Annotated in this window: 23 protein-coding genes; 13 read left to right on the forward strand and 10 right to left on the reverse strand. The window is 73.0% G+C overall.

What is annotated here, in order from left to right; all coding sequences use genetic code 11:
- Positions 1–3: 3 nt before the first annotated feature.
- The 3 genes from AB0I67_RS31120 to AB0I67_RS31130 are packed head-to-tail and all read left to right on the forward strand — an operon-like array spanning position 4 to position 5554.
- Positions 4–1365 (forward strand): M60 family metallopeptidase, encoded by a 1362-nt coding sequence (locus tag AB0I67_RS31120; protein WP_357930640.1) that lies wholly within the window; start codon positions 4–6, stop codon positions 1363–1365.
- Positions 1362–3698 (forward strand): polysaccharide lyase 8 family protein, encoded by a 2337-nt coding sequence (locus tag AB0I67_RS31125; RefSeq protein ID WP_357930643.1) that lies wholly within the window; start codon positions 1362–1364, stop codon positions 3696–3698. The genes AB0I67_RS31120 and AB0I67_RS31125 overlap by 4 nt, the downstream gene beginning before the upstream one ends.
- Complete coding sequence (locus AB0I67_RS31130; RefSeq protein WP_357930646.1) at positions 3695–5554, forward strand: DUF2264 domain-containing protein; 1860 nt, start codon at positions 3695–3697, stop codon at positions 5552–5554. Before AB0I67_RS31125 ends, AB0I67_RS31130 begins: the two co-directional genes overlap by 4 nt.
- On the opposite strand, the gene AB0I67_RS31135 is transcribed toward AB0I67_RS31130, so the two are convergent.
- Both AB0I67_RS31135 and AB0I67_RS31140 read right to left on the reverse strand, forming a co-directional pair.
- On the reverse strand, positions 5520–6029 hold the full coding sequence (locus AB0I67_RS31135; RefSeq protein ID WP_357930837.1) for a DNA-3-methyladenine glycosylase I: 510 nt from the start codon (positions 6027–6029) through the stop codon (positions 5520–5522). The two genes, AB0I67_RS31130 and AB0I67_RS31135, sit on opposite strands and share 35 nt — an antisense overlap.
- A 29-nt stretch (positions 6030–6058) precedes the next feature.
- On the reverse strand, positions 6059–6625 hold the full coding sequence (locus AB0I67_RS31140; protein WP_357930649.1) for a hypothetical protein: 567 nt from the start codon (positions 6623–6625) through the stop codon (positions 6059–6061).
- A gap of 28 nt (positions 6626–6653) precedes the next feature.
- On the opposite strand from AB0I67_RS31140, the gene AB0I67_RS31145 reads away from it, so the two are divergent.
- Positions 6654–6944 carry a hypothetical protein gene (locus tag AB0I67_RS31145; protein WP_357930651.1) on the forward strand — a complete coding sequence of 97 codons (291 nt, stop codon included), beginning with the start codon at positions 6654–6656 and terminating at the stop codon, positions 6942–6944.
- Positions 6945–6957: 13 nt separating this feature from the next.
- The gene (locus AB0I67_RS31150) at positions 6958–7716 is read left to right on the forward strand and encodes an arylamine N-acetyltransferase (protein ID WP_357930653.1); all 759 of its coding nucleotides are present in this window, start codon (positions 6958–6960) and stop codon (positions 7714–7716) included.
- Here the strand turns inward: AB0I67_RS31150 and AB0I67_RS31155 are convergent.
- From AB0I67_RS31155 to AB0I67_RS31175, 5 genes are all read right to left on the reverse strand, one after another.
- On the reverse strand, positions 7713–8303 hold the full coding sequence (locus AB0I67_RS31155; RefSeq protein ID WP_357930656.1) for a TIGR00730 family Rossman fold protein: 591 nt from the start codon (positions 8301–8303) through the stop codon (positions 7713–7715). The genes AB0I67_RS31150 and AB0I67_RS31155 overlap by 4 nt on opposite strands.
- Before the next feature lie 11 nt (positions 8304–8314).
- Complete coding sequence (locus AB0I67_RS31160; RefSeq protein ID WP_357930658.1) at positions 8315–9097, reverse strand: TIGR00730 family Rossman fold protein; 783 nt, start codon at positions 9095–9097, stop codon at positions 8315–8317.
- 19 nt (positions 9098–9116) lie between these two features.
- Positions 9117–10316: an MFS transporter gene (locus AB0I67_RS31165; RefSeq protein WP_357930661.1), complete on the reverse strand. Its 1200-nt coding sequence runs from the start codon at positions 10314–10316 to the stop codon at positions 9117–9119.
- 193 nt (positions 10317–10509) lie between these two features.
- Positions 10510–11565, reverse strand: coding sequence for a succinyl-diaminopimelate desuccinylase (dapE, locus tag AB0I67_RS31170; protein ID WP_357930663.1), 1056 nt, complete (start codon positions 11563–11565; stop codon positions 10510–10512).
- Entirely contained in the window at positions 11562–12395 is an 834-nt protein-coding gene (locus tag AB0I67_RS31175) for a 2,3,4,5-tetrahydropyridine-2,6-dicarboxylate N-succinyltransferase (protein ID WP_357930665.1), read from the reverse strand. The genes dapE and AB0I67_RS31175 overlap by 4 nt, the downstream gene beginning before the upstream one ends.
- Positions 12396–12448: 53 nt before the next feature.
- On the opposite strand from AB0I67_RS31175, the gene AB0I67_RS31180 reads away from it, so the two are divergent.
- Complete coding sequence (locus AB0I67_RS31180) at positions 12449–13264, forward strand: hypothetical protein (RefSeq protein ID WP_357930668.1); 816 nt, start codon at positions 12449–12451, stop codon at positions 13262–13264.
- Here the strand turns inward: AB0I67_RS31180 and AB0I67_RS31185 are convergent.
- From AB0I67_RS31185 to fdxA, 3 genes are all read right to left on the reverse strand, one after another.
- Positions 13261–13908, reverse strand: a complete 648-nt coding sequence (locus AB0I67_RS31185) for a DUF4178 domain-containing protein (RefSeq protein ID WP_357930671.1) — start codon at positions 13906–13908, stop codon at positions 13261–13263. The genes AB0I67_RS31180 and AB0I67_RS31185 overlap by 4 nt on opposite strands.
- An 11-nt stretch (positions 13909–13919) precedes the next feature.
- Positions 13920–14990: a succinyldiaminopimelate transaminase gene (gene dapC, locus AB0I67_RS31190; protein ID WP_357930673.1), complete on the reverse strand. Its 1071-nt coding sequence runs from the start codon at positions 14988–14990 to the stop codon at positions 13920–13922.
- 172 nt (positions 14991–15162) lie between these two features.
- Positions 15163–15489, reverse strand: coding sequence for a ferredoxin (gene fdxA / locus AB0I67_RS31195; RefSeq protein ID WP_357930676.1), 327 nt, complete (start codon positions 15487–15489; stop codon positions 15163–15165).
- A gap of 93 nt (positions 15490–15582) precedes the next feature.
- On the opposite strand from fdxA, the gene AB0I67_RS31200 reads away from it, so the two are divergent.
- The 7 genes from AB0I67_RS31200 (at position 15583) to cysS (ending at position 25142) form a co-directional block, all read left to right on the forward strand.
- Positions 15583–15810: a hypothetical protein gene (locus AB0I67_RS31200; RefSeq protein WP_357930679.1), complete on the forward strand. Its 228-nt coding sequence runs from the start codon at positions 15583–15585 to the stop codon at positions 15808–15810.
- Positions 15811–15821: 11 nt separating this feature from the next.
- On the forward strand, positions 15822–16892 hold the full coding sequence (locus AB0I67_RS31205; protein ID WP_357930681.1) for an ABC transporter substrate-binding protein: 1071 nt from the start codon (positions 15822–15824) through the stop codon (positions 16890–16892).
- A gap of 112 nt (positions 16893–17004) precedes the next feature.
- Positions 17005–17757: a methyltransferase domain-containing protein gene (locus AB0I67_RS31210; RefSeq protein ID WP_357930684.1), complete on the forward strand. Its 753-nt coding sequence runs from the start codon at positions 17005–17007 to the stop codon at positions 17755–17757.
- Between the two features lie 112 nt (positions 17758–17869).
- Positions 17870–20011 carry a hypothetical protein gene (locus tag AB0I67_RS31215; RefSeq protein WP_357930686.1) on the forward strand — a complete coding sequence of 714 codons (2142 nt, stop codon included), beginning with the start codon at positions 17870–17872 and terminating at the stop codon, positions 20009–20011.
- 7 nt (positions 20012–20018) lie between these two features.
- A complete protein-coding gene (locus tag AB0I67_RS31220; RefSeq protein WP_357930689.1) occupies positions 20019–21854 on the forward strand; it encodes a UvrD-helicase domain-containing protein in 1836 nt (611 codons plus the stop codon).
- Positions 21855–21902: 48 nt separating this feature from the next.
- Positions 21903–23753, forward strand: a complete 1851-nt coding sequence (locus AB0I67_RS31225) for a sigma factor-like helix-turn-helix DNA-binding protein (RefSeq protein WP_357930692.1) — start codon at positions 21903–21905, stop codon at positions 23751–23753.
- A gap of 21 nt (positions 23754–23774) precedes the next feature.
- On the forward strand, positions 23775–25142 hold the full coding sequence (gene cysS / locus AB0I67_RS31230) for a cysteine--tRNA ligase (RefSeq protein WP_357930694.1): 1368 nt from the start codon (positions 23775–23777) through the stop codon (positions 25140–25142).
- Position 25143: the final 1 nt, after the last annotated feature.

Genomic DNA, 25143 nt, shown 5'->3' on the forward strand with positions numbered 1-25143 from the left:
CCCGTGTCACTCAGCCGCAGGACCGTCCTCGGCGGCCTGGCCGCCACCGGCGCGCTCGCCCTCTCCCCCGTCGCCGCACACGCCGCCACCACCCGGGCCACGGTCGCCGCCTCCGTCGAGGCGCGGCGGACCATCGCCCTGCGCGGCCGCCCCGCCGCCGAGGCCGAGCGCCTCCGCATGCAGACCGTCTACCGCACCACCGACTTCGTGCCCACCGGCTTCTACCTGGCGCCGGGCACCCCGCTCACCCTGGAGGTGCGCGGCACGGCCCGGCCCACCCTGTACGTCGGCGCGGCCGACACCAACCCGGACCGCACCTACCGCTACCCGCGCGCCTACCCGCTCACGGCCGGCCGCAGCACCGTGACCGACCCCGGCGGCGGCCCGGTCTACCTCGCCCTCACCGGCGGTGTCGCCGACCGCGCCGTGGTGCGGATCGGCGACTCGGCCGTGCCGAGCCCGACCTTCGTCGCCGGCCTGCCCGGCTGGGAGCGCTCCGCGCCGAGCTGGGGCGAGCGCGCCACCACAGAGGCGGCCTTCCAGCAGCAGGTGGACACGCTCACCGGTTCGCCGTTCGTCGAGCTGATCTCGCCGCAGATGATCCTCACCATCCGCCGCGAGACCTTCCTCCAGGTGCGTGACCAGGACCACCACCTGCTCATGGACCTGCTGGAGCAGGTCGAGGACCAGGAGGCGGCGATCTCCGGCCTCGACGGCTCCAGCCCGCTGCACGCGCCGACGCCGCTGGGGCGGCACCTGATCAACGTCCTGCCGGGCTACGGGCCGGTGTCCACCGCCTACGCCACCCACGCCTACACCGCCTACTACGACCCGTACACCACGACCCGGCTGCTCGTCCCGGAGAAGATCCGGACCTCCGGCTGGGGCGTCTACCACGAGTTCGGCCACCAGCACCAGCAGATGGCCTGGCGGCCGGGCGAGCTCACCGAGGTGACGGTCAACATCTACTCGCTGGCCGCGCAGCGCTACTTCGGGATGCCGTCGAACCTGGTGGTCAACAACGCCTACCAGACCGCCTTCGCCAAGTTCCCGATCACTTCCTACGCGGGGCTGACGGCCTTCGAGAAGCTTGTGCCCTTCCGGCAGTTGGAGCTGGCCTACGGGGACGACTTCTACCCGCGCGTGCACCGGCTGGTGCGGGAGGAGCAGACTCCGCCCGGCGCCTCCGGCGACTCCGGGCGCCGCTTCAGCAACCTCGCGGTGTTGTTCAGCCGGGTGGCCGGGCACGACCTGACCGGCTTCCTGCGGGCCTGGGCGATGCCGGTCCCGGAGAGCGGGTACGCCGAAGTGGCCGCGCTCGGCCTGCCGCAGCCCGCCGTGGACCTGGCGAGGCTGAGCGAATGATCACTCGCAGAAGCCTGCTGGGCGGCCTGGCGGCGGCCCCGGTCCTGCTGCACACCGGTACGGCCGGCGCCGCAGGGCTCGCCGCCGGGACGGAGTTCGCGGCGTTGCGGGCCAAGGCCTTCGGTCTGCTCACCGGGGTGCCCTTCGACCCGGCCGACCCCGCCTTCGCCGCGCCGCTGGCCCGGCTGGACGCCTCGGCCTCGGCCCTGCACGCGGCCCTGGACCGGACTGCGGGCCGTACCGTGCTGTGGGCCGACCAGCCGCTGACCGGCATCGCCGGGACGGCGGGCAGCTACCAGCGGCTCCGCACGCTGGCCCTGGCCCGGGCCACCCCGGGCACCTCCTGGTACGGCAGGCCGGACCTGGCCACGGACGTGCTCGCCGGGCTCGACCTGCTCTACGACCGCGCCTACAACGAGACCAAGCGCGAGACCGGCAACTGGTGGTTCTGGGAGATCGGCGCCCCCCGAGCCCTGCTGGACACCTGCGTCCTGCTCCACGACCTCCTCAGCCCCGAGCAGCGGGCGGCCTGGCTGCGCGCGGTCGACCGCTTCTGCCCGAACCCGGACCGCCGCACCAACCTGCCCACCCTCGCCGAGACCGGCGCCAACCGGGCGGACAAGGCGCTGATCGTCGCGCTGCGCGGCGTGGTCGGCGAGAGCGCCGAGAAGCTGGCGCTCGCCCGCGACGGCCTGTCCGACGTGCGGGACGCCGGGCGCAACTCGCTGTTCCGGCTGGTCGGCTCGGGCGACGGCTTCTACGCCGACGGCTCGTTCGTGCAGCACGGCGTGGTCGCCTACACCGGCTCCTACGGCGTGGTGCTGCTGCAGTCGCTCAGCAGCACGCTCGGCCTGCTCGGCGGCTCGTCGTGGGAGGTGCGGGACCCGGCGGTCGCGGTCGTGCTGGACGCGGTCGAGCGCACCTACGCGCCGTGGCTGCACGACGGCCTGATGATGGACGCCGTCCGGGGCCGCGCGGTGTCGCGGCAGGCCGGGCGCGACCACCACGCGGGCCGCGACGCGGTGGACGCGATCCTGCAACTGGCCGCCGGGGCGCCGGCCGCCTACGCCGGCCGCTTCCGCGAACTGGCCAAGGGCTGGGTGAGCCGGGGCCGCTTCGTGGAGCTGGCCGGGATCCCGGCCATCGCCCGCGCCCGGGCCGTGCTGGCCGACCCGACCGTGGCCACCGCGCCCAGGCCGAGCGGGCACCACGTCTTCGCCGCGATGGACCGCGTCGTCCACCGGCGGCCGGAGTGGTCGTTCGCGCTCAGCCTGTCCTCCACCCGGATCGCCATGTACGAGTGCGGGAACGGGGAGAACTACCGGGCCTGGTACCAGGGGGACGGCGCCACCTACCTCTACACCGACCTCGACCACTACAGCGCCGACTACTGGCCGACCGTGGACTCCTACCGGCTGGCGGGGACGACGGTCGACACCCGCCGCCGCGATCCGGCGGTCTCGGTGAGCGGCACGGGCGCCTTCCGGGCGAGGAACGCCTGGGCCGGTGGGACGACCGTGGACGGGTACGGGGTGGCCTCGCTCGACCTGATGGCCGCGGGGTCCACGCTGGTCGCGCGCAAGAGCTGGGTGTGCCTGGACGACGCCGTGGTCTGCCTCGGGGCGGGGATCAGCAGCACGGATGGCCGGCCGGTCGAGACGGTGGTGGACAACCGGGGCGGCGCGGGCGCGCTCACCCGGGGGACCGGCTGGGCGCACCTGGCCGGGGTCGGCGGCTACGCCTTCCCGGCCGGTGAGGGCGGTGGGCTGCGGACGTTGCGGGAGGTGCGGACCGACTCCTGGCGGGCGATCAACGACGGCGCCGACACCGGCGGGAGCGCCGACCCGGTCTCCCGCGAGTACGTGACCCTCTGGTTCGACCACGGGCCCGACCCGGCCGACGCCTCCTACGCCTACATCCTGCTCCCGGGGGCGACGCCCGAGCAGACCGCGGCCTACGACCGGGCGGAGATCCTCGCCAACACCGCCTCCGTCCAGGCCGTCACCGCCCATGGCCGGTCCGTCGGCGGCGGGAAGCTGTTCGCCGCCGTCTTCTGGGCCGCGGGCGAGGCGGGCGGCGTCACCGCCGACGCCCCCTGCACCGTCCTCGTCCGGCAGGCCGCGGGCCGGATCCGGGTGGCGGTCGCCGACCCGGGCCGCTCGACGGCCACCGTGACCGTCCGGCTGGGCCGCCCGGCCCACCGGGTGGTCACCGCCGACCCGGCAGTCTCGGTGGACCTGGGCGAGAATGCGGCGATCACCGTCACCCTGTCCGGCTCCCGCGGCCGGACCCACACCGCCGACCTGGCGATCGGCGGGAAAGGCCAGGCATGACCCCTCCCTTCCTGTCCCTGCCGCCCACCGACCGGCTGCTCTCGCCGCGCACGGGCTGGACCCGCGCGCACTGGGAGGCGCTGGCCGACCACCTGCTCGACTCGCTGACGCCGTACGCCTCACCGGGGTTCGCGCAGTACCGCCTGCCCGGCCGGGCGAGCTGGTCGGGGGTGGCGCTGGACGGGCTGGAGGGGTTCGCCCGCCCGTTCCTGCTGGCCGCCTTCCGCATCGCCGGCGCGCGCGGCCAGGTGCCGGCCTCGCTGATCGAGCGCTACGCCGCAGGGCTGGCCGCCGGGACCGACCCGGCCTCGCCCGAGGCGTGGCCGGCGCTCACCGACTGCTCCCAGCAGATGGTGGAGGCCGCCTCGATCGCCGTGGGCCTGCACGAGTCGCGCGAGTGGCTGTGGGACCGGCTCGATCCGGGCGTGCAGGAACGGGTGCTGGCCTGGCTGGGCGGCTTCGTGGGCAAGCGGACCTGGGACAACAACTGGATGCTGTTCCAGACGGTGACCGAGGAGTTCGTGAAGTCGGCCGGCGGGCCGTACGCGCAGGAGGAGATCGACCGGGGGCTGGCCCGGATCGAGGACTGGTACGCCGGCGACGGCTGGTACACCGACGGCGGCTCGCGCAACTTCGACTACTACAACGCGTTCGCGCTGCACTTCTACCCGATCATGTGGACGCGGATGTCGGGTGCTCCGGCGGAGGTGTACCGGAGCCGGCTCGCCGAGTTCCTGACGAGCTTCCAGCACTTCTTCGGGTCGGACGGCGCTCCGGTGCACCACGGGCGCTCGCTCTGCTACCGGTTCGGGGCGCTGGCCCCGGTGTGGCTGGGCGCGCTGGCCGAGGCCACGCCGCTGGAGCCGGGGCAGACGCGCAAGCTGGCCTCCTCGGTGGTGCGGCACTTCGTCGAACGCGGGGTGCCCGACGAGCGGGGGCTGCTGTCGCTCGGCTGGTACGACCCGTTCCTGCCGGCGACGCAGAGCTACTCGGGGCCGGCTTCGCCGTACTGGGCCTCGAAGGGGTTCCTGGGGTTGCTGCTGCCGCCGGACGACCCGGTGTGGACCGCCGCGGAGCGTCCGCTCCCGCTCGACGAGGGCGATGTGGTCGCGGCGATACCGGCGGCCGGGCTGCTGCTGCACGGGACCCGGCACGACGGCGTGGTCCGCCTGGTCAACCACGGCAGCGACCACGGCGCCCCGCCGGACGACCCGCACTACGCCAAGCTGGCCTACTCCAGCCGCACCGCGCCCGAGGCCGGGGCGCAGGCGTGGGCTCGCAACGTGGACAACCACCTGGCGCTGACCGGGCCCGAGGTCTCCGCCCGAGGCGAGATCCACCCGCTGGCGTGCGCGGGGCGGACCGCCTCCTCGTGGCACTCGCCGGCCGAGGGCGTCACCGTCACCAGCGCCTCGGTCGTCAGAGGGGCGTGGGAGATCCGGGTCCACGAGGTGGCCGGCGAGACCGGCCCGGCCGGGGTCCGGGAAGGGGGCTACGCGGTGGCCTGCGCCTCAGCGCCGGCCACGGCCACCGGTCGCGGATGGGCGCTGGCCCGGCGGGCCGACGGGCTCACCTCCGCGATCATCGCCCTGTACGGCTGGCAGCACGCCGGGGTGGCGTCCGACGTGGCCGCGAACGCCTTCGGGCCGAGGTCCGCCACGCCGTACCTGACCGCTGACGAGCCGGGCGTGCACGTCAGCCTGGTGGTGCTCTCCGGGGACGCCGTGCACCCGGCGGCCCTGCGGGACGCCATCGAGGTGGAGGTCAGCGACGACCTGGTGGTGGTGGCCTTCCCGGACGGCGACCGCGCGGAGGTGGCGCTCAGCGGGCGATACAACCCTCGATGTGGTCGTTGACCAGGCCGATGGCCTGCATCAGCGCGTAGGCGGTGGTCGGGCCGACGAAGGCGAAGCCGTGCTTCTTCAGCTCCTTGGCCAGCGCCTTGGAGCCGGGGGTGATCGCCGGGACGTCGGCCATCGACTTCGGGACCGGATTCTCCGGGTCGGCGTACTTCCAGACCAGGTCGGACAGCCCGCCCGGCACCTCCAGCGCCGCCTTCGCGTTGCGCACCACGGCCTCGATCTTGGCGCGGTTGCGGACGATGCCCTCGTCGCCCAGCAGGCGCTCGACGTCGGCCGGGGTGTAGGCGGCGACCTTGGCGATCTCGAAGCCGTCGAAGGCGCGGCGGAAGTTCTCCCGCTTGCGCAGGATGGTCAGCCAGGACAGGCCGGACTGGAAGGCCTCCAGGGAGACGCGCTCGAAGACCTTGTCGTCGCCGCGGACCGGGCGGCCCCACTCGGTGTCGTGGTACTCGATGTACAGGGGCGTCATCGTGCCCCAGGTGCAGCGGACGACCTCGGTCAACGCCGGTCCTCCGCGGTGACCCGATCGGGCTCGCCGGCTTCCACTGTTTCCTCGGTGGTTTCCTCGGTGGTTTCCTCGGTCTCCGCGGCGTCCTCGGCCTGGCCGGTTTCGGCGGGCTCGGCGGCCTCTTCCGGCTCGGCGGGAGTGTCCTCGGGCTCGTCCGCGTGCTGGCCGTACGGGGACAGGCCGGGGGCGGGCGGGCCGGGTTCGTGCTGGGTGCGGACGCCCTCGCCGGGCGGCGCGTAGAGCTCCTGCCGCGCCTGCAGCCGGCTGGCCAGCAGCTCGGAGACGCGTTGCTCCAGCACGGCGATCCGGGTGTCGCGCACGCTGATCGCGTTGGACGCGCGACGCAACGTCTCGTCCACTGAGGCCGTGTGGTAGCCCACGAGGCTCACCGGGATGCGCAACGCCATGAAGTCGACAGCCGAAAGCTGACCCGCCTCGGGCAGCTCGACAGGCGGGACGTCCGGCGGGAACTCGGTCAGCTCCCCGCCTCTACCGAGGGAGACCAGCACCACGCAGGCCAGGACGGCTACCGCGGCGATGGCGAGTACGACCAGCACATTGGCATCGTACTCGTACGATCGAGACATGAGGCCCGCAGTTGTGACTCCCGGCGTGCCCCCCGAACCGGGCTGGGCCGAGGCCCGCACCCTGTCCGAGGCGGCCGCCCTGTCCGCGTCCGGCGTGACCGTGCTGGTCAGGCTGCCCCCCGAGCTCGACGCCGCCCTCGCCGCGGCCAGCGCGTTCCGCTGGCACGGCGCGCAGGTTTTCGTCACCGAGCACGACGAGCACGTCGGCCAGGTCACCCTGGCCCTGGACATGACCGATTCGCTCGCCGGCCGCCGCCCGCCCGCGGTGACCCGCCGCGGACTGGCCTGAGGAGGCTCCCCCCATGGACGAGCGGTCCGTCTCCCGCTACCTCGACCGGATCGGCGCCGCCCGGCCGGCCGCGCCGGACGCCGAGGGCCTGCGGGCCCTGCAGCTCGCGCACCTGCGCACGGTGCCCTTCGAGAACCTCAGCATCCACCTGGGCGAGCCGATCGTCCTGGAGCCGGGCGCGCTGTACGCCAAGGTGGTCGAGCGGCGGCGCGGCGGCTTCTGTTACGAGCTGAACGGGCTGTTCGCCGAGCTGCTGACCGCGCTCGGCTACCGGGTGACGCCGCTGGCGGCCCGCGTCTTCGCCGGGCCGGGCCTCACCCCGCCGCTCGACCACCTGGCGTTGCGCGTCGACCTCGACGAGCCGTGGCTGGTGGACGTGGGCTTCGGCGAGTTCGTCGACGCGCCGCTGCGGCTGGACGAGCGCGGGGAGCAGGAGGACGCCAACGGGCTGTGCCGGATCGTCCCTGACGGCTTCGGCGATCTCGACGTGCACCGCAACGGCCGGCCCGAGTACCGGCTGGACTGCCGGCCGTACACGCTGGAGGACTTCGTGCCCGCCGCCTGGTGGCACTCGACCTCGCCCGGTTCGCACTTCGCCAGGTCCCCGGTCTGCTCGCTGCGCACCCCCGAGGGCCGGCTCACCCTCAGCGGCGACAAACTGATCACCACGGCGTACGGCAAGCGCACCGAGACCGTGCTCGCCGCCGACGAGGTGCTCCCGGCCTACCGGGAGCACTTCGGCCTCACCCTCGACCGCGCACCCCTCGGCTAGGGGTTGGGGAGCGACTCCCCGATCTCCTCGGCGGTGGGCGTGACGCGCACGGTGCTGCCCTCCAGCGCGGCGAAGGCCTCGTCGAGCGTGCTGGTCCACGCGATGGCGTCGAAGACGTCGGGCCGGGTGAAGCCGGCCTCGTACATGTCCTCGATGAGCCGGCGCAGCGGCCGGTAGAGCCCCCACGGGTCGAGGATGACCAGCGGCCGGTCGTGCAGGCCGAGCACCCGGGCGGTCCAGATCTCGAAGAGCTCTTCGAGGGTGCCGATGCCGCCCGGGAGGACGAGGAAGGCGTCGGAACGGGCGTCCATGACGCCCTTGCGCTCCCGCATGTCCGCCGTGACGATCAGCTCGTCGGAGTCGCGGTCGGCGATCTCGATGTCCACCAGCGCCTGCGGGATCACCCCGACGGTCCGCCCGCCGGCGGCGCGGGCCGCCCGGGTGACCGCGCCCATGCACGAGACCGTCGCGCCGCCGCTGACCAGGGTGTGGCCGCGCTCGGCGAGGCGGGTGCCGACCGACGCCGCCAGCTCGACGTACTTCTGATCGATCTTCTGACTGGACGCGCAGTAGACGCAGATGTTCACAACGGGGCAGTTTATTGCGGCTCGGCCTCGTGCTCGTCGACGGCCTCCTTCTCCCGCTTCCTGGCCTCCTCGGAGTCGTGGATGATGCGCACCGCGGTGTCCACGTCGTCGGTCAGGTGGATCAGGTCGAGGTCCTCGGGCGAGATCTTCCCGGTCTCCAGCAGCGCGCTCTTGATCCAGTCGACCATGCCGCCCCAGAACGAGGTGCCCATCAGCACGACCGGGAAGGAGGTGACCTTCTTGGTCTGGACCAGGGTCAGCGCCTCGAACAGCTCGTCGAGCGTGCCGAAGCCGCCGGGCAGGGCGATGAAGCCGCAGGAGTACTTCACGAACATGGTCTTGCGCACGAAGAAGTAGCGGAACTCGATGCCGAGGTCCACCCAGTCGTTCATGCGCTGCTCAAAGGGGAGCTCGATGCCGAGCCCGACGGACAGGCCGTTGGCCTCCGCCGCGCCGCGGTTGCCCGCCTCCATGATGCCGGGGCCGCCGCCGGTGATCACCGGGTAGCCGGCCTTGGCCAGCGCCGCGCCCAGCTCGCGGGCGAGCTGGTACTCGGGCGAGTCCTCCTTGGTGCGCGCGGAGCCGAAGACGGTGACGGCCGGGGGCAGTTCGGCGAGCTGGCCGAAACCCTCCACGAACTCCGCCTGGATCCGCAGGACCCGCCACGGGTCCATGTGCACCCAGTCCGCCGGGCCCTGGCGGTCGAGCAGGCGCTGGTCGTGGGTGGAGTCGGGGACGAGATTGCCGCGGACCACGGCCTGGCCCTGGCGGCGTTCCGGACGCGTTCTCTTCATGGGGATCACGCTAGTTGACTCAGGCCCCTTCCGATCCGCCCTGCCGGGATCGCCGCCAGGCCCGGGCCAGCGGCAGAGCCACCAGGGTGCCGGCCACGCCGTACGTCGCGACCGCGGCGGCGGGCCCGAAGCGGTCCGCCAGCGGGCCGCTGACCAGCACCCCGAGGCCCTGGGCGGCGATCAGCGCGGACTGCGCGACGCCGATCACCTGCCCGCGCCGCTCGTCCGGCGCGATCCTGACGTACTCGGCGTTGGCCAGCACCTGGTAGGAGGCGAGCAGGCCGGTCAGGAACCAGGCGGCGACCGGCAGCACCGCGCCGGAGGCGAAGGCGCACACGGTCAGCGGCAAGCAGGAGCACAACGCCAGCGGTCCCAGCGCGTCCAGCCCGACGCGCAGCCGGTTGACCAGGAACATGCCCAGCACGCTGCCCGCCGGGATGGCGCAGAGCAGGAGCGCGAGCTGCGGCCCGCCGCCGCCGAGCTGGGCGTTGTACGGCACGGCGAGCCCCTCGGGCGCGATGTAGAAGGCGGCCAGCAGCGCCAGCCCGAGCAGGCTGCGCAGCCGGGCGTCCCCGAGCACGAGGCGCACGCCGATCAGCAGCTCGCCCGGCGAGACCGCGCGGCCGGTCCGCGCGGCCGGGCGGTCCTTGACCGAGCGCGCGACCAGCAGCGCGGCGAGCACGAAGGAGGCCGCGTTGGCCAGCAGGCCCGCCCGGGGCGGCACGACGGCCAGGATGAGCCCGCCGGCCCCGAGCCCGGCCAGCACCATCACCTGGGAGGTGAGGCCGAGCAGGGTGACGCCGGTCTGGTAGAGGTCCTTGCCCAGGACGTCCGGGGTGGTGGCGATGCGGGCGGTGCGTTCCGGCGAGTCGAGGAGCGTGGCGCAGAACACCAGCGCGCACAGCAGCGGGAAGGGCACGCCGGGCACGGCCATGAGCCCGACGAGCGCGGCTCTGGCCAGATCGCAGACGATCATCAACCGGCGGCGCGGGAAGCGGTCGGCCAGCCCGCCCAGCAGGGGTCCGCCGAGCAGGTTCGGGACGAGCGTCAGGGCGTAGGTGAGGGTGGTGATCGCGGCGGAGCCGGTGAGGTCGTAGGCCAGCACGGCGAGCGCGACCCGGGCGAACTGATCGCCCAGCCGGGAGATGAGGCCGGACAACCACAGGGCGCGAAACTCCCGGACCCGGAGCGCGTCGGTCAGACGGGGGGCGTCGGTCACCGGGCCAGGATCACCCGAGCCGCTATGGATTCCCTATCCGCCCAGGTCAGGCCGTAGATCGACCCCGCTAAAAAATCTTGAAAAATCTGTGGAACCGAATTTCGAGGACCCCGCGTCTAAGGACCGAGGGTGCTGCTCGGGACTGAAAGTGGCTTTCCCCGCCAAATGGCCGGCGAGGAAAGCCACTTTCGCTTTATGCCAGCCACTCCAGCATCGCCCGCTCCGCTTCCACGATCTTGGAAAGCGTGACGAACTCCCCCTTCTGATGGGCCAGATTGGGATCGCCGGGACCGTAGTTCACCGCCGGGACCCCCAGCTCCGAGAAGCGCGCCACGTCCGTCCACCCCAGCTTGGCCCGCGGCTCCCCGCCCACGGCCGCGGCGAAGGCGGCGGCCACCGGATGCGTGAGCCCCGGCCGGGCGGCCGGCGCGAGGTCGGTGAAGACCACCTCGAACCCCTCGAACACCTCGGCCACGTGCGACTGCGCCTGCTCCAGCGTCAGGTCCGGGGCGAACCGGTAGTTGACCGTCACCACACACTCGTCGGGGATCACGTTCCCGGCCACCCCGCCGCGGATCGCCACCGCGTTGAGCCCCTCGTGGTACTCCAGCCCGTCCACGATGGGCCGCCGCGCCAGGTAGTCGTTCAGCCGGGCCAGGACCGCCTCGGCCCCGTGGATGGCGTTGACCCCGAGCCACGAGCGCGCGCTGTGCGCCCGCTCCCCCGGCACGGTGATCTCCGCGCGCAGCGTGCCCTGGCAGCCGCCCTCGATCACCCCGTCGGTCGGCTCCATCAGCACCGCGAAGTCGGCCACCAGCCACTCGGGGTGCTCCCGGGCGATGCGGGTCAGGCCGTTGCGCTCGGCCTCGACCTCCTCGCAGTCGTAGAAGACGAAGGTGAGGTCCTTGGCCGGGTCCGTGAGCTCCTGCGCCAGCCGGAGCGCGACGGCGACGCCCGCCTTCATGTCGGAGGTGCCGCAGCCGTACAGCAGGCCGCCCTCGACCCGGCTGGGCAGGTTGCCCGCGACCGGGACGGTGTCGAGGTGCCCGGCGATCAGCACCCGCTCGGCGCGGCCGAGCTCGGTGCGGGCCAGCACGGTCTCGCCGGAACGGTCCACCGTCAGGTGCGGCAGCCGGCGCAGCGCCTCCTCGACCGCGTCGGCCAGCGCCTTCTCGGCCCCGCTCACCGACTCGATGTCCACGATCGCCGCGGTCAGCTCCCGCACGTCCTGGGTCAGGTCGAGCTTCACGCGTTCACCCCGTGTTCCCGCAGCACCTCGTTGAGCGCCGCCTTGTCATGTCTCTGTCCCGGCTCCAGCCGCTTCAGCACGAGGACGGCGGGCAGGCCGAACGTCCCGCCGGCGAACTCCTTCTGCCGGGTGCCGCCGACCGCCACGCACCAGTCGGGGATGCGTCCCCGGCCCAGTTCCTCGCCGGTCTGCACGTCGATCACCGGCATGGAGGCGGACAGGATCGTGCCCGCGCCGACCACCGCGCCGCGGCCGACCCGCGCGCCCTCGACGATCATCGCGCGGCTGCCGATGAGGGCGTCGTCCTCGATCACCACCGGCACCGCGTTCGGCGGCTCCAGCACGCCGCCCAGGCCGACGCCGCCGGACAGGTGCACGTTCTGGCCCACCTGGGCGCAGGAGCCGACGGTGGCCCACGTGTCGACCATCGTGCCCTCGCCGACGTACGCGCCGATGTTGGTGAACGACGGCATCAGGACCACGCCGGGCGCCAGGTGGGAGCCCCAGCGGGCGATCGCCCCCGGCACGACCCGGACGCCGTCGAACCGGGTCTTCAGCGGGATCCGGTCGTGGTGCTGGAAGTCGCCCACCTGCGAGCGCGCCATCCCGAGGATCTTGAAGCTGAGCAGGATCGCCCGTTTCGCCCGCTCGTCCACGACCACCTCGCCGGTGTCGTCGACGAACGCCACCCTGGCCCGTCCGGAGTCGAGCAGATCGACCGCTCCGACCACCACGGCCCGCGCCTCGGCCTCACCCGGGGTGAGTTCGGCGCGCCGTTCCCAAAGCCGGTCGATCTCCGCCGGCAGCGGGCTGGAGTAGCTGTGACTCATGGGCACGGAGCTTATCCGGCTCACGGTCGGCCGGACGGCGGTAGGTTCTGGGAGTGCGCGTGCACTTCTCCCGCTCCGTCATCGTCATCGTGGTCATCGTGGTCGTGCTCGCGGTGGCCATCAGCCTGCTCGTCGTCAAACTCCTGGAGCAGGTCGAGCCCTTCTCCGCGCCGCGCGCCGGCTGCACGGTCAAGACCCCGGACGGCGAGCTCGACCTCGACGTCGAGCAGGCCCAGATCGCGGCGACCATCGCGGCCGTGGCCGCCCGCCGCAGGCTGCCCGAGCGCGCGGCGATCATCGCCTACGCGACCGCCATCCAGGAGTCGAAGCTCTACAACCTGACCTACGGCGACCGTGACTCGGTCGGCGTCTTCCAGCAGCGGCCCTCGCAGGGCTGGGGCTCGGTCAAGCAGATCATGGACCCGGTCTACTCGACCAACCGCTTCTTCGCCGCGCTGGTCAAGGTGAAGAACTACCGCAAGCTGCCGATCGCCGACGCCGCCCAGGCCGTGCAGCGCTCGGCCGGCGGCTACGCCTACGCCGACCACGAGCCCAACGCGCGCATCCTGGCCGCCGCCTTCACCGGCCGCGTCCCGAAGGCGGTCCACTGCGTCTTCCCGTCGCCCGCCAGCCCGTCGCCGAGCCGCCGTGCCGACGTCTCCGAGGCCCGCCGCGCGCTGGCCAAGGCCCTGGGCGGTACGGCGGTGCCGTCGGTCAAGCGGGGCTGGCTGATCGCCACCTGGGCGGTCGCCCACGCCGACAAGTACGGCCTTCGCCGGGTGGGATTCGACGGGGCGGCCTGGTCGCCGGCCTCCGACGACTGGCGGCCCGACACCACGTTCACCGCCCGCGAGGTCAGCTTCGCCTAGGAAGCGCTGTCGATGAGGGAGACCGAGCCCGGCGGCAGCGGGTGGGCGTAGCTGGCCGTCCAGGGCCCGCCCTGGACGCGCACGAAGGACAGCAGCCGCCCGTCGGCGGCGCGGTAGTCGGCGAAGTCCATCAGCCCGCGGTCGGGCCGCCCGGTCTCGCCTTCGGAACGGAACGCGGCGGTGCCGCGCTCGATCGGGAAGAACTCGACGCCTTCCATGATCAGCATGCTCTTGGCCGGGACCATGCCCTGGGTGGGCACCTCGGTCCAGATGAGCACCTCCAGGTGCGGCGGATCACCCGAGGCCAGGCCGTGGCGGACCTTCACCGACAACCACTGCCGGCGGCGGAGCGTGTCCTCGATGAGGTACTCCGTCCACTGCTGGCCCTGCCAGGAGACGTGCATCGCGCCCAGCAGCCGCCAGGGGGCGCCGTGCACCTCGATGCGGTCGCCGACGCGGAAGGTGCGGGGATCGACGAAGCTGGCCACCGGGGCCGGGACGGGTGCGGGCGCGGCTGGAGCGCTTTCCTCGGGTGCGCCGGCGCGTCCCCGGCGGTCCTGGCGCATGGTCGCGACGAAGGCGCCGAGCAGCAGGACCACCGTGGCGATGCTGAGCCCGAGAACGACCATGGAGGGCGCGCTCATGCAGGTGGATATTACTGGAGTCGGGAGACCGCCGCACTGATCCGTTCGTCAGTCGCCGTTACGGCAATTCGGATATGCGACCTGCCGGCTACACCGTAAAAATCCCCGGGGGCGGCCAAAATACCGAGATCGGCGAGTTGTCCGACCTGCTGCCAGCAGTCCTCGCCGTTCGACGCCCAGAGGTAGAGCCCGGCGGTCGAGTGGTCCACCCGCCAGCCTGCCTTCTCCAGGGCCGGGCGCAGGATCGCGCGCCGGGCGGCGTAGCGCTCGCGCTGCTCGTCGGCGTGGGCGTCGTCGGCCAGCGCCGCGGTCATGGCCGCCTGCACCGGCGCGGGCATCAGCATGCCGGCGTGCTTGCGGATCTCCAGCAGCCGCTTGACCAGCACCGGGTCGCCGGTGACGAACCCGGCGCGGTAGCCGGCCAGGTTGGAGCGCTTGGAGAGCGAGTGCACCGCGAGCAGGCCCTCGTGGGAGCCGTCGCAGACGTCGGGGTGCAGGACCGAGATCGGCTGCTCCTCCCAGCCGAGCTCCAGGTAGCACTCGTCGGAGGCGACGACCGCGCCGCGCTCGCGGGCCCAGGCGACGACCTTGCGCAGGTGCTCGGCGGGCAGCACGCGGCCGGTCGGGTTGGACGGCGAGTTCACCCAGACCAGGTCCACCCGCTCGGGGCCGAGGGCCAGCAGGCCGTCGGTGGCGCTCGCGCGGGCCCCGGCCAGGCGGGCGCCGACGTCGTAGGTCGGGTAGGCCAGCTCGGGCAGCACCACGTGGGCCGAGCGCAGGTAGGTCGGCAGCCAGGCCACGAACTCCTTGGAGCCGATCAGCGGCAGCACCGCGGCCGGGTCGACCGTGACGCCGTGCCGGCGGGCCAGCCAGCCGGCCGCCGCCTCGCGCAGCGCGGGCGTGCCGTGGGTCAGCGGGTAGCCGGGGCTGTCGGCCGCCGCGACCAGCGCCTCCTGGACCACGGCGGGCACCGGGTCGACGGGCGTGCCGACCGACAGGTCGACGATCCCGCCCGGGTGCGCCAGGGCTCGGGCCTTGTACGGCTCCAGCCGGTCCCACGGGAAGTCGGGCAGGTTGTTCACGACGCTCTCCAGGTACGGGCTTCCGGCCGGACGGCGGCCGGTTCGGGCGGCTCCCGGCGCGGCGCGGGCCGGGATCGGGGGTCGCCGGACTGCCGGGGCCTCGGCGGGGAGGAACCGGCACGGTCACGCCTCAGCGCCGAGCCTTCCGGCCCGGCGTCGCGGCGTGCTGGGGTCAGTGCTCCTCGGCCTGCGGCGGCAGCGCGGACACCACGGCGTGGTCCTTGTCGATCTTTCCGACCTTGGACGCGCCACCGGGCGAGCCCAGGTCGTCGAAGAACTCCACGTTCGCCTTGTAGAAGTCCTTCCACTGCTCCGGCAGGTCGTCTTCATAGAAGATGGCCTCGACCGGGCAGACCGGTTCGCACGCGCCGCAGTCCACACACTCGTCGGGGTGGATGTAAAGCATGCGCTCGCCCTCGTAGATGCAATCAACGGGGCATTCCTCGATGCACGCCTTGTCCAGCACGTCCACGCAAGGCTGCGCGATGACGTAGGTCACCTCGAGCTCCTTCACGACTTCGACCGCGGTTTGCTACACGCCTAGTATTGCCGTGCGCGCCAGGTGTCGGGAACGGAGGGTGGTCAAAACTCCATGGCTGCTCGGCTTGTCGTCGCCATCACGCCCGCTGATGTGGGCGCCCGGGTGACCACCAGAAGAAGAGTGCCAGAAGGCCTCACCGACGCGGTAGGCGTGCTCGAATCCTGGGACGACGGGGTGCTCGCCGTACGGAAAAGGGACGGCACGCTGGTGCTCATCGCGGAGGAAACGCTGGTGGCGGCCAAGGTCGTGCCTCCTCGACCTGTGCGAAGTGAACGGTAAGTATTCGATGTGTGACTGAACGAAGTGAAGGAGCCATACGGCACGTTCTGGCGTGCGCGTTCCTGGTCGCGGCCGCGGGCTGCGGAACGGCGAGCGCGCCCCAGCAGGCGCTGACTCCGGTCAACGTGCGCGCCGCCTCGATGAAGGACGGCTTCGCCTCGATGGAGCGGCTGGCCGAGGCGGCCAAGAAGGAGGGGCAGCTCAACCTGATCGCCCTCCCCCGCGACTGGGTGAACTACGGCGAGGTCATCGACACCTTCGCGGACCGGTACGGGATCAAGGTCAACGAGCTCGAGCCGACCGCCAGCAGCAAGCGGCAGATCGAGGCCCTCGACCAGCTCAAACCGGACGCGGTGGAGCTCAGCCTGGACGTGGCGGTGGCCAACGCCGCCCGCTTCGCGCCCTACAAGGTCCAGGGCTGGCACGACCTGCCGGACGAGGTGAAGCAGCCCGACGGCGCCTGGTACGCCAGCTACGGCGGGTACATGTCCATCGGCTACAACCCGCGCAAGGTGACCACGCCGCCGGTCTCCTTCGCCGATCTGGCCAAGCCCGGCTACACCGTGGCGCTCGCCGGGAACCCGCTGCAGGAGGCGGCCGGGTTCTACGGCGTGATGGCCGCCTCGCTGCGCAGCGGCGTGCCGCGGCCCAGCGAGGGGGTGGAGCTGTTCGCCCGGATGAAGGGCAAGATGGCCGAGCCGAACAAGGCGGACGCGGTGGTCGACTGGGACCACGTCAACGCCGCTCGCGCGGCCGCCGACCCCGAGGCCTGGAAGGTGACCATCCCCAAGGACGGGGCCCTCGGCGCCTACTACGTCCAGGCGATCAACAAGAACGCCCCGCACCCGGCGGCGGCCCGGCTCTGGCAGGAGTTCCTGTTCTCCGACGAGGGCCAGAACCTGCTGCAGAAGGGCTTCGCCCGGCCGGCGCGCGCCGAGGCGATGCTCATGAAGGGCACGCTCGACACCGAGCAGGCGGCCAAGCTGCCCGCCGCGCCCGGGCCGCCCGTGCTGCTGTCCGTTCCGCAGACCGACGCCGCGAAAAGCTATCTGAAGGCGGAGTGGGGAAAAGTCACCCGCTGATACAGGAGTGACTGATATGTCGTAGAGACATTCACGCTTTACAGTGAGGCCACAGGGGGTCCACGTCTCAGAATGTGAGCTGATTGTCTTGCGATACGACACACCGAGTTTGATGCGGTGGAACAGTCGCGCCTACGACAGCAGTTTCGGTTACGTCTCGGCCAAGGGTGCGCCCCTGGTCGAGCTGCTCGACCCGCAGCCCGGCGAGCGCGTGCTCGACCTGGGCTGCGGCACGGGGGTGCTGACCGCGGAGATCGCCGGGCGGGGCGCGCAGGTGCTCGGCATCGACGGGTCGGCAGCCATGATCGAGAAAGCGCTGGCGCAGTTCCCGGGGATCGATTTCATCATCGGCGACGGGCACGACTTCTCCGTCGCCCAGCCCTATGACGCCGTTTTCTCCAATGCCGCCCTGCACTGGATGAACCGCGACCCCGACATGGTGATCGCCAACGTGCGGGAGGCGCTGGTGCCGGGGGGCCGGTTCGTCGCCGAGATGGGCGGGGCGGGCAACTGCGCGGAGCTCACCGCCGCGATGTCCACCGCCTGGCGCGAGTACGGCCTGCCCGAACCGGAGTTGCCGTGGTATTTCCCCACACCGGCGGAATATGCCGCGCGGTTGGAGAAGCATGGATTCGTGGTGCGCATCCTGGAATACTTCGACCGTCCCACCCCGCTCGACGAGTGCCCCGGAGGCGCTGCCGACTGGGTCCGCGTGTTCGCCGCCGGGCTGCTCGCGGGCCTTCCACCTGAACTCGTGGAGCCGCTGCTCAGGCGGGTCAACGAGCTCGCCGCCCCGGCCCTGCGACGGGAGACCGGATGGATGGCGGACTACGTCCGCCTACGCTTCGCCGCCGTCCGGCGCTGATGCGTAGTCCATGATGCACATGGGTGTTTTGCCAGACTATGGTCTGTTCCGTGGGCGGCAAGAGTACGGCTGCGCCGCGGTCGCGGCGTGAGGGGCTGGTGAACGGAACGGGATGAACTTCTGTCTGAGTGACCTCGTACCACCGCTGAGGTGGAGCGACGCGTCCACGATCACACTCCTCACCGGGCAGCCCGAACTGCCCGACGCCTGGTGGCGCTCACTGCCCATGCCGCACGTGCTGGCCGCCATCGGGCCCGAGTCGCTGGGCGAACTGCTGACCGAGATCGCCCTGGAGCACTGGCCCGCCGCCGCCATCGGCGACGTGCTGCCCGCCCTGCACGTCCTCGACCCGGACGAGGCCGACGAGCCCCACGTGGCCATCGCCCTCGACCGGGCCGGGTCCTGGACGGGACTGCTCGCCCTGACGAGCCGTGAGCTGGTGGACCAGCCGTTCATCCAGGCGCGGGCGGTGCTCAACACGTTGTTCGGGGCGACCTTGGTACGGCTCGCCCCCCGCCTCCCGTCCGCCGCCCCCGAACGGCCCGCGGTGGCCGAGCAGCCTGCGGTGGCCGAGCAGCCGGTGGAGGCCGAGCGCCCCGTCGTGGCTGAGCGGCCCGTGGAGCTCGAGCCCGTGGCGGGTGCCGCCGCGCTCGCCGCCGAGGCCGCTCCCGAGCCCACCCCGGCCCCCGAGCCCGAGCCGGCGCCCACCGAGGAGCCCGGCCGGGCCCCGGCACCCCTTCAGGCCGCGCCCGCCCTCCACGCCGAGGCCGGGCCTCAGGCGGAGGCGGGGGCCGACCGGGAGGCCGAGGAGCCCGAGGCGGTGGCCGAGCGCCACGACCAGCCGGCTGACGAAGCTGAGGCGGCGGCCGAGCGACGCCACCAAGCGGCCGACGAAGCTGAGCACCGCGGGGGGGCGGCTGACGAGGCCCCCGTTGCGGAGGCCCAGCCGGTGGCCGAGGAGGCTCGGGTCGACGAGCCCCAGCTTGAGCAGCCACCGCTGGAGCAGGCGCCGCTTCACGAGCCTCACCCCGACACGCCCCACCCCGCCGAGCCGCAGCCTGACGAGCCGCAGGGTGACGAAGCGCAGGGTGACGAGGCTCCGGTCGAGAGGGCCGAGAAGTCGGAGAGTGCCGGTGTGGAGTCCGGGCCGGGGATGGTGCCGGATCCGGCGCTCGTGGTGGTCGAGCGCCAAGCGGACGGCAACGCCCTGCGCGAGCTGGTGGAGGCCGCGTTCGCCGGGCTGGACGACAAGACCTGGGCGGTGGCCCAGAACCGGGTGTTCACCAACGCCCCCTCCCAACTGGAGCAGCTCGCCAAGCTGTTCGCCGTCCCCCCGGCGGACCTGCAGTCGGTGGAGGCGGGCCTGCGCAAGCGGCTGGACGACTGGCTGGCCTCCCCGGAGGCGGAGCCGCTGCGCGAGCACCTGGACGGCCTGCGCGCCAGATTCGGCGCGTCGCCGTCGGAGGAGGAGCTGCTGGCCGCCGCCGACTGGCACCGGCTGGAGATCCGCCCCCTGGAGGTCCCGGCCTGGCACTTCGTGCTGGCCGCGCTGAAGGCGGGCGACCCGCCGCCGTCGCGCCCGTCGTTCTTCGGCAAGCCGGACGGCAAGGAGCACGCCCCGCCGGAGCCGCAGCACGCGGAGGCCCCGGTGCTGGCCCCGGCCGTCGCGGCCGCGCCCCCGCACTTCGCTTCTGCGGCCCCGCAGTTCGCCCAGGCGGCCGCGGCGGCGCAGCCGTCCAAGCCGTTGAAGGACGTCTCGCTGACCAAGCGCTGCTTCCGCCAGCCGGACGGCCGGTGGTGGCTGCGGGTGGACGTGACCGCCGAGCAGCTCAGCGGCGGCGAGTGCCCGCTGCCCAGCGGCTTCGCCGCCTACCTGGGCCTGAACCCGGGCGAGCGCCGTACGGTCAGGAGCGCGGCGGGTGAGCTGACGCTGAGCTGGCACGCCCGCCCGGCCCTGGAGTCGGTCGGCCGGCTGTTGCAGGACGTCGGCGCCAAGGAGGGCGGCCACCTGTTCCTGACCCTGTCCGACGAGGGCGTGTTGCGGGCCCGGCACCTGCCGGTGGCCTCCGAGGGCGCCGAGCCGATCACCAAGGCGTTGCGCCTGGTCGGCTACACCGCGCCGGGCGGCACGCTGGACCAGGCGGCCCGGGTGATCGCCACCCGGATCGGGATGACCGGCCCGGTGGGGCTGGCCGATCTCCAGACCAGGCTTCGCGAACGCGGAGACCGCGACCTGCTCGGCCTGCTGGACTGATCCCGAGATGCCGCGGCTCGCGATCGGACCCGACCTCCCTGGCGCGCTGGGGGCGCTGGCCCCTTCCGCGCGCCGGGAGGTGCTGGCCGCGTTGCGGCGCTTCCTGCACAACGCGCCGGGTTCGCCGCACGCCGAGCGGGTGCGCGGCGGGCACGATCCGCGGGTGGCGACGTTGCGGCTGGCCGAGGGCGTGCGCGGGGTGGTGGTACGGCAGCGCGACGTCTACTGGCTGCTGACCGTGCTGCCCGACGCGGCGGCGTGGGAGACGGCGGTCCGCCGCCGCTACGGCATCAACCCGGTCATCGGCGTCGTCGAGGAATGGGACGCCGAGGCGCTGGAGCGGGTGGAGCCGGCGCTTCGCCGCAGCGCGGGCGCGTCACGGCTGTTCGACCCGATCTGCGACGGCGACCTGCTCGCGCTCGGCCTGGACGTGCGGATCCTGCCGCTGGTCCGGCACATCACCACCGAGGCCGACGTCGAGGCGGTCGAGCCGTACCTGCCGCCGACGCAGCACCGCCCGCTGGCCGTGCTGGCTGTGGGCGGGTCGATGTCGGAGGCGTGGCGCGAGCTGGACGAGTGCCGCGCGGTCGAGGAGGAGCCGGGCGAGGTCGACCCGGAGGATTTCTACGCGGCGTTGCGCCGCAGCCCGGACCGGGCGGTGTTCGTGGACAGCCTGGCCGCGCTGGAGCGGCTGCTGGACGCGCCGGACTGGGGTGTCTTCCTGCACCCGCCGCAGCACCGGCTGGCCCGCACGACCGGCTGGCGGCACCCGGTGCTGGTGACCGGGGCGGCGGGCACGGGCAAGACCCTCATCGCGTTGCACCGCGCCGCCCACCTGGCCCAGCACGGCGAGGGCCGGGTGTTGCTGGTGACCTTCTCGCAGGGTTTGCGGGAGGAGCTGAGCCGGCGGCTCGACCTGCTCATCGAGGACGCGATCGTGCGCAAGCGCATCGACGTGGAGAACCCGGACCATCTGGCGCTGCGCGTCGTGGCCGACGCCGAGGGCCGCCAGCCGGTGCTGGCCGGGCCCGGGGCACGCAGCCTGACCGCGCTGGCCGAGGAGGCGGCGGGGCTGCTCGACATGCCGGTGGGCGATCTGCTCGACGCCGACGTCTCCAGCGGCCGGGGCGAGGTGCGCAAGCCGTACCGGCACGTGGTGGTGGACGAGGGGCAGGACGTCAGCCCGGCGCAGTGGCGGCTGCTGCGCGCGGCGGCGCCGCGCGGGGCCGACGACCTGTTCGTGGTGGGCGACCCGCACCAGCGGGTGACCGAGAACCGGGTCTCCCTGGAGTCGCTGGGCATCCACGCGGTGCAGCACTCGCTGCGCATCTCCTACCGGCTGCCGCAGGAGCTGCTGTCCTTCGGCGTCAGGCTGCGCGGGGGTGGTCCGGCGAACGGGCTGGTCAAGGGGGTCGCCGGGCTCGGCGGCTACCGGGCGGCCCGGCACGGCGAGCGGCCGATGATCCGCCGGTACGAGTCGGCTGAGGCCGAGCTGGCCGGGCTGGCGACGACCGTGCGCGGCTGGCTGGCCGAGGGGGTGCGCCCGGGGCAGATCGCCGCGGCGGCGCGCACCACGGCGCTGGTCAGGGCCGGGCGGCGGGCGCTGGACGGGCTGGGGGTGCTGGTGACCAGCTTCCACGGGCTGAAAGGCCTGGAATTCGATCGTGTCGCGCTCTACGGAGTCGCGGAGGGTGTCGTTCCGGATCCGCCGCCGGTGGAGCCGGGTGCCCGTGCGCGCGCGCTGCTGCGCGAGCGTAGCGTGCTGTTCGTGGCATGCACCCGGGCGAGGTCGTTGCTGTATATCTCCCATTATGGGCGAGGGAGCCCATTTCTCTCTTTGTAATCACATACCCTGAACTGCGGATATCTCTCCTTTGCCGGTTGGACCCCGATGAATCTCAGCCTGAGCGACCTCGCGCCGCCGGTGCGCTGGACCTCCCCCGGTCAGATCGCGCCGATCGCGGAAGACGCCGACCTGCCCGATGCGTGGTGGCAGGCGGTCCCCTTCGACCGCGCGTGCGCCCTCATCGGCACGCAGGCGGTGGCCGACCACCTGGCCGACCTGGCAGTGGCCTGCTGGGGACACCTGCAGATCGGCGACATCCTGCCGCTGCTGCGGCTGTCCGACCCCGCCGAGAGCGAGCGCACGCCCGAGTCGCTCGGCCGCGACGTGGTCCAGAAGCTCTTCCTCGACGTCTTCGAGCGGCTGCTCGAACCGCCGTCGCAGGCCGCGCAGGTCAGGGCCGCCCGGCCCGACCGGCCGCTGCCCGAGCTGGTGGACGAGGTCTTCACCGACCTCGACGAGCGGCAGCGGGCCATCGCCCGCGACCGGCTCTACGCCGCCTCCCGCGTCACGCTGGACGAGCTGGCCCAGCGCTTCAACGTCACCCGCGAGCGCATCCGGCAGATCGAGCGCGACCTGCGCGACCATGTGGAGAGCTGGCTGGCCTCGCCGGAGGCCGTGCCGCTGGTGGCGCACGTGACCTGGCTGCGCGGGCGGCTGGGCTCCGCCGTACCGGCCGACGATCTGGCCGCGGCGGTGCCGTGGCACCGCGAGGACCTGAGCACGCTGGGCATCCCGGCCTGGCGCTTCGTGCGGACCCTGCTGACCGGCTACGAGCAGGCCGACGGCTGGCTGGTCGCGGGCGGCGCGGACGAGCTGCGGGAGAAGACCCGGCAACTGTTCGCCGACGGGCCGCGGCCGATCTCCGAGGCGGTCGGCGTGGTGGCCCAGCTCGGCATCCGCGAGGACGTGGCGGAACGGTGGATCCTCGCCGTCCCGAACCTGCGGGTCTTCGAGGAGCACGTGGTGCCCTGGCCGCGCTCGATCAACGAGAAGGCCGAGGCGGTGCTGGCGGTCTCCGGCGACCCGCTGTCGCCCGAGGAGATCCAGGAGCGCATCGGCGAGGACTACTCGCTGGTCGGCATCCGCAACCAGCTCACCGCCGACGACCGCTTCCTGCGGGTGGACCGGAACAAGTACGGGCTGACCCGGTGGGGCGGCGACGAGTACCTCGGCATCAGGGAGATGATCGCCCGCGAGATCGAGCGGGCCGGCGGCGAGGCGTCCATCAGCACCATCGTCACCAACCTGACCGGACGCTACGACGTCAGCGAGAGCTCGGTGCGCGCCTACGCGGGCGGGCCGGGCTTCGAGCGCACGCAGCGCGGCTGGGTGCGGGTGGCCGGCACCTCGCCCTCGGGCGAGGCGGCGGAGCCGTACCAGCCGCGCAAGGACGTCTCCGAGACGCGGCGGAGCTTCCGCTCCCGCGACGGGCGCTGGTGGCACCGGGTGGACATCAACTCCGAGCACCTGCGCGGCTCCGGCTCGCCGCTGCCCACCGGCTTCGCCGCCTACCTGGGGATGGCGCCGGGCGGGTCGCTGACCGCCTCGGCGCCCTCCGGCGACGTGGTGATCTCCTGGCACAACCAGCCGACGATGGGCTCGATCAGGAACGTGCTGGCGGAGTTCAAGGCGGCCGACGGCGACCACGTCTTCCTGACCGTCTCCGACGGCGGCGAGCTGCTGACCCGGTTCCTGCCGGCCGCCCCGCCCGGGCTGCCGCCGCTCAACCGGGCGCTGCACCTGATCGGCTACACCGCGCCGGTGCAGTCGGAGGCGGAGGCCATGCGGCTGATCGGCTCGCGCATCGGGCTTCCCGAGGTCACCGGGCGCGAGGAGGTGGTCGCGCGGCTGCGCGAGCGCGGCGACCGGGACATCCTGGGTTTCCTCGGCGAATGATCCCCGCATAGTCTCGAAGGCATGTTGCGGATCTACGACACTCGCGCTCGGCAGGTCCAGGAGGTCCCCGGGGGCCGCGTGGTGCGCATGTACACCTGCGGCCCCACGGTCTACCGCTACGCGCACGTCGGCAATCTCCGCTCCTACCTGCTGTCCGACCTGATCCGGCGGGTGCTCGAACGCCGCCGGGCGCGGGTCGAGGTCTGCCAGAACATCACCGACGTGGGCCACCTGGTCGACGACGCGGAGATCGGCGAGGACAAGGTCGCCGCGCAGGCCAGGGCCGAGGGCCGCTCCAGCATGGAGATCGCCCGCTTCTACGAGGACGCCTTCCGCCGCGACACCGCCGCGCTCAACCTGCGCCCGCCGGACCACACGCCGCGCGCCACCGAGACCATCGACCTGATGATCGAGCTGATCGTCAAGCTGATGGAGAAGGGCCACGCCTACGCGGTGCCGGACGGCTCGGTGTTCTTCGCCGCCGAGACCTTCCCCGGCTACGGCGAGATCTCCGGCAACCGGCTCGACGCACTCCAGCCCGGCCACCGCGTGGAGGGCGTCGACCCCCGCAAGCGCTTCCACGCCGATTGGGCGCTGTGGAAGCACTCGCACCGCGAGCTGGTGTGGGAGACGCCGTGGGGCGGCACCGGCTTCCCCGGCTGGCACATCGAGTGCTCGGCCATGTCGCTGGAGTTCCTGGGCGACCACATCGACCTGCACACCGGCGGCATCGACCTGCGCTTCCCGCACCACGAGGACGAGCGCGCCCAGTCCGACAGCGCCGCGGGCAAGGAGGTCGTGCGGCACTGGGTGCACGGCGAGCACCTGCTGTTCGACGGGCGCAAGATGGCCAAGTCCACCGGCAACGTCGTGCTGCTGTCCGACGTGGCCGAGGCCGGGCTCGATCCGCTGGCCGTACGGCTGGCCTTCCTGGAGCACCGCTACCGGCAGCAGATGAACCTCACCTGGGACACCCTGCGCGCCGCCGACCGCACGCTGCGCCGCTGGCGGGCGCGGGTGGCCGAGTGGGCCGAGTCGCCCTCCGCCCCCCTGCACACCGAGTCCGTACGGCAGGCGGAGGCCGCCTTCGAGGACGACCTCGACACCCCGGCCGCCCTGCGGGTGCTGCGCGAGCTGGAGAAGGCCGACGCGGTCTCCCCCGGCGCCAAGTTCGAGACCTTCCTCCAGCTCGACCACCTGCTCGGCCTCGACCTGTCCACCGAGATCGGCAAGGTGCGCTCGCTCCCGCCCGGCGGCGCCGAGCTCCTGGCCGCCCGCGAACGCGCCCGCGAGGGCCGGGACTGGGCCGCCGCGGACCGGTTGCGGGAGGAGCTCGCGGAGCTCGGCGTGCACGTGGCCGACACCCCGGAGGGCCAGGTCTGGCGCTGAG

It is taken from the genome of Nonomuraea sp. NPDC050310, assembly GCF_040655795.1.
Classification (GTDB): Bacteria; Actinomycetota; Actinomycetes; order Streptosporangiales; family Streptosporangiaceae; genus Nonomuraea.

What these genes read in the sequence shown, in the direction of transcription:
- AB0I67_RS31125 (WP_357930643.1), top strand. Translation starts at nt 1,362, where the DNA reads ATGATCACTCGCAGAAGCCTGCTGGGCGGCCTGGCGGCGGCCCCGGTC.
- AB0I67_RS31130 (WP_357930646.1), top strand. Translation starts at nt 3,695, where the DNA reads ATGACCCCTCCCTTCCTGTCCCTGCCGCCCACCGACCGGCTGCTCTCG.
- AB0I67_RS31135 (WP_357930837.1), bottom strand. Translation starts at nt 6,029, where the DNA reads ATGACGCCCCTGTACATCGAGTACCACGACACCGAGTGGGGCCGCCCG.
- AB0I67_RS31145 (WP_357930651.1), top strand. Translation starts at nt 6,654, where the DNA reads ATGAGGCCCGCAGTTGTGACTCCCGGCGTGCCCCCCGAACCGGGCTGG.
- AB0I67_RS31150 (WP_357930653.1), top strand. Translation starts at nt 6,958, where the DNA reads ATGGACGAGCGGTCCGTCTCCCGCTACCTCGACCGGATCGGCGCCGCC.
- AB0I67_RS31160 (WP_357930658.1), bottom strand. Translation starts at nt 9,097, where the DNA reads ATGAAGAGAACGCGTCCGGAACGCCGCCAGGGCCAGGCCGTGGTCCGC.
- AB0I67_RS31175 (WP_357930665.1), bottom strand. Translation starts at nt 12,395, where the DNA reads ATGAGTCACAGCTACTCCAGCCCGCTGCCGGCGGAGATCGACCGGCTT.
- AB0I67_RS31185 (WP_357930671.1), bottom strand. Translation starts at nt 13,908, where the DNA reads ATGAGCGCGCCCTCCATGGTCGTTCTCGGGCTCAGCATCGCCACGGTG.
- AB0I67_RS31200 (WP_357930679.1), top strand. Translation starts at nt 15,583, where the DNA reads ATGGCTGCTCGGCTTGTCGTCGCCATCACGCCCGCTGATGTGGGCGCC.
- AB0I67_RS31210 (WP_357930684.1), top strand. Translation starts at nt 17,005, where the DNA reads ATGCGGTGGAACAGTCGCGCCTACGACAGCAGTTTCGGTTACGTCTCG.
- AB0I67_RS31215 (WP_357930686.1), top strand. Translation starts at nt 17,870, where the DNA reads ATGAACTTCTGTCTGAGTGACCTCGTACCACCGCTGAGGTGGAGCGAC.
- AB0I67_RS31220 (WP_357930689.1), top strand. Translation starts at nt 20,019, where the DNA reads ATGCCGCGGCTCGCGATCGGACCCGACCTCCCTGGCGCGCTGGGGGCG.
- AB0I67_RS31225 (WP_357930692.1), top strand. Translation starts at nt 21,903, where the DNA reads ATGAATCTCAGCCTGAGCGACCTCGCGCCGCCGGTGCGCTGGACCTCC.
- cysS (WP_357930694.1), top strand. Translation starts at nt 23,775, where the DNA reads ATGTTGCGGATCTACGACACTCGCGCTCGGCAGGTCCAGGAGGTCCCC.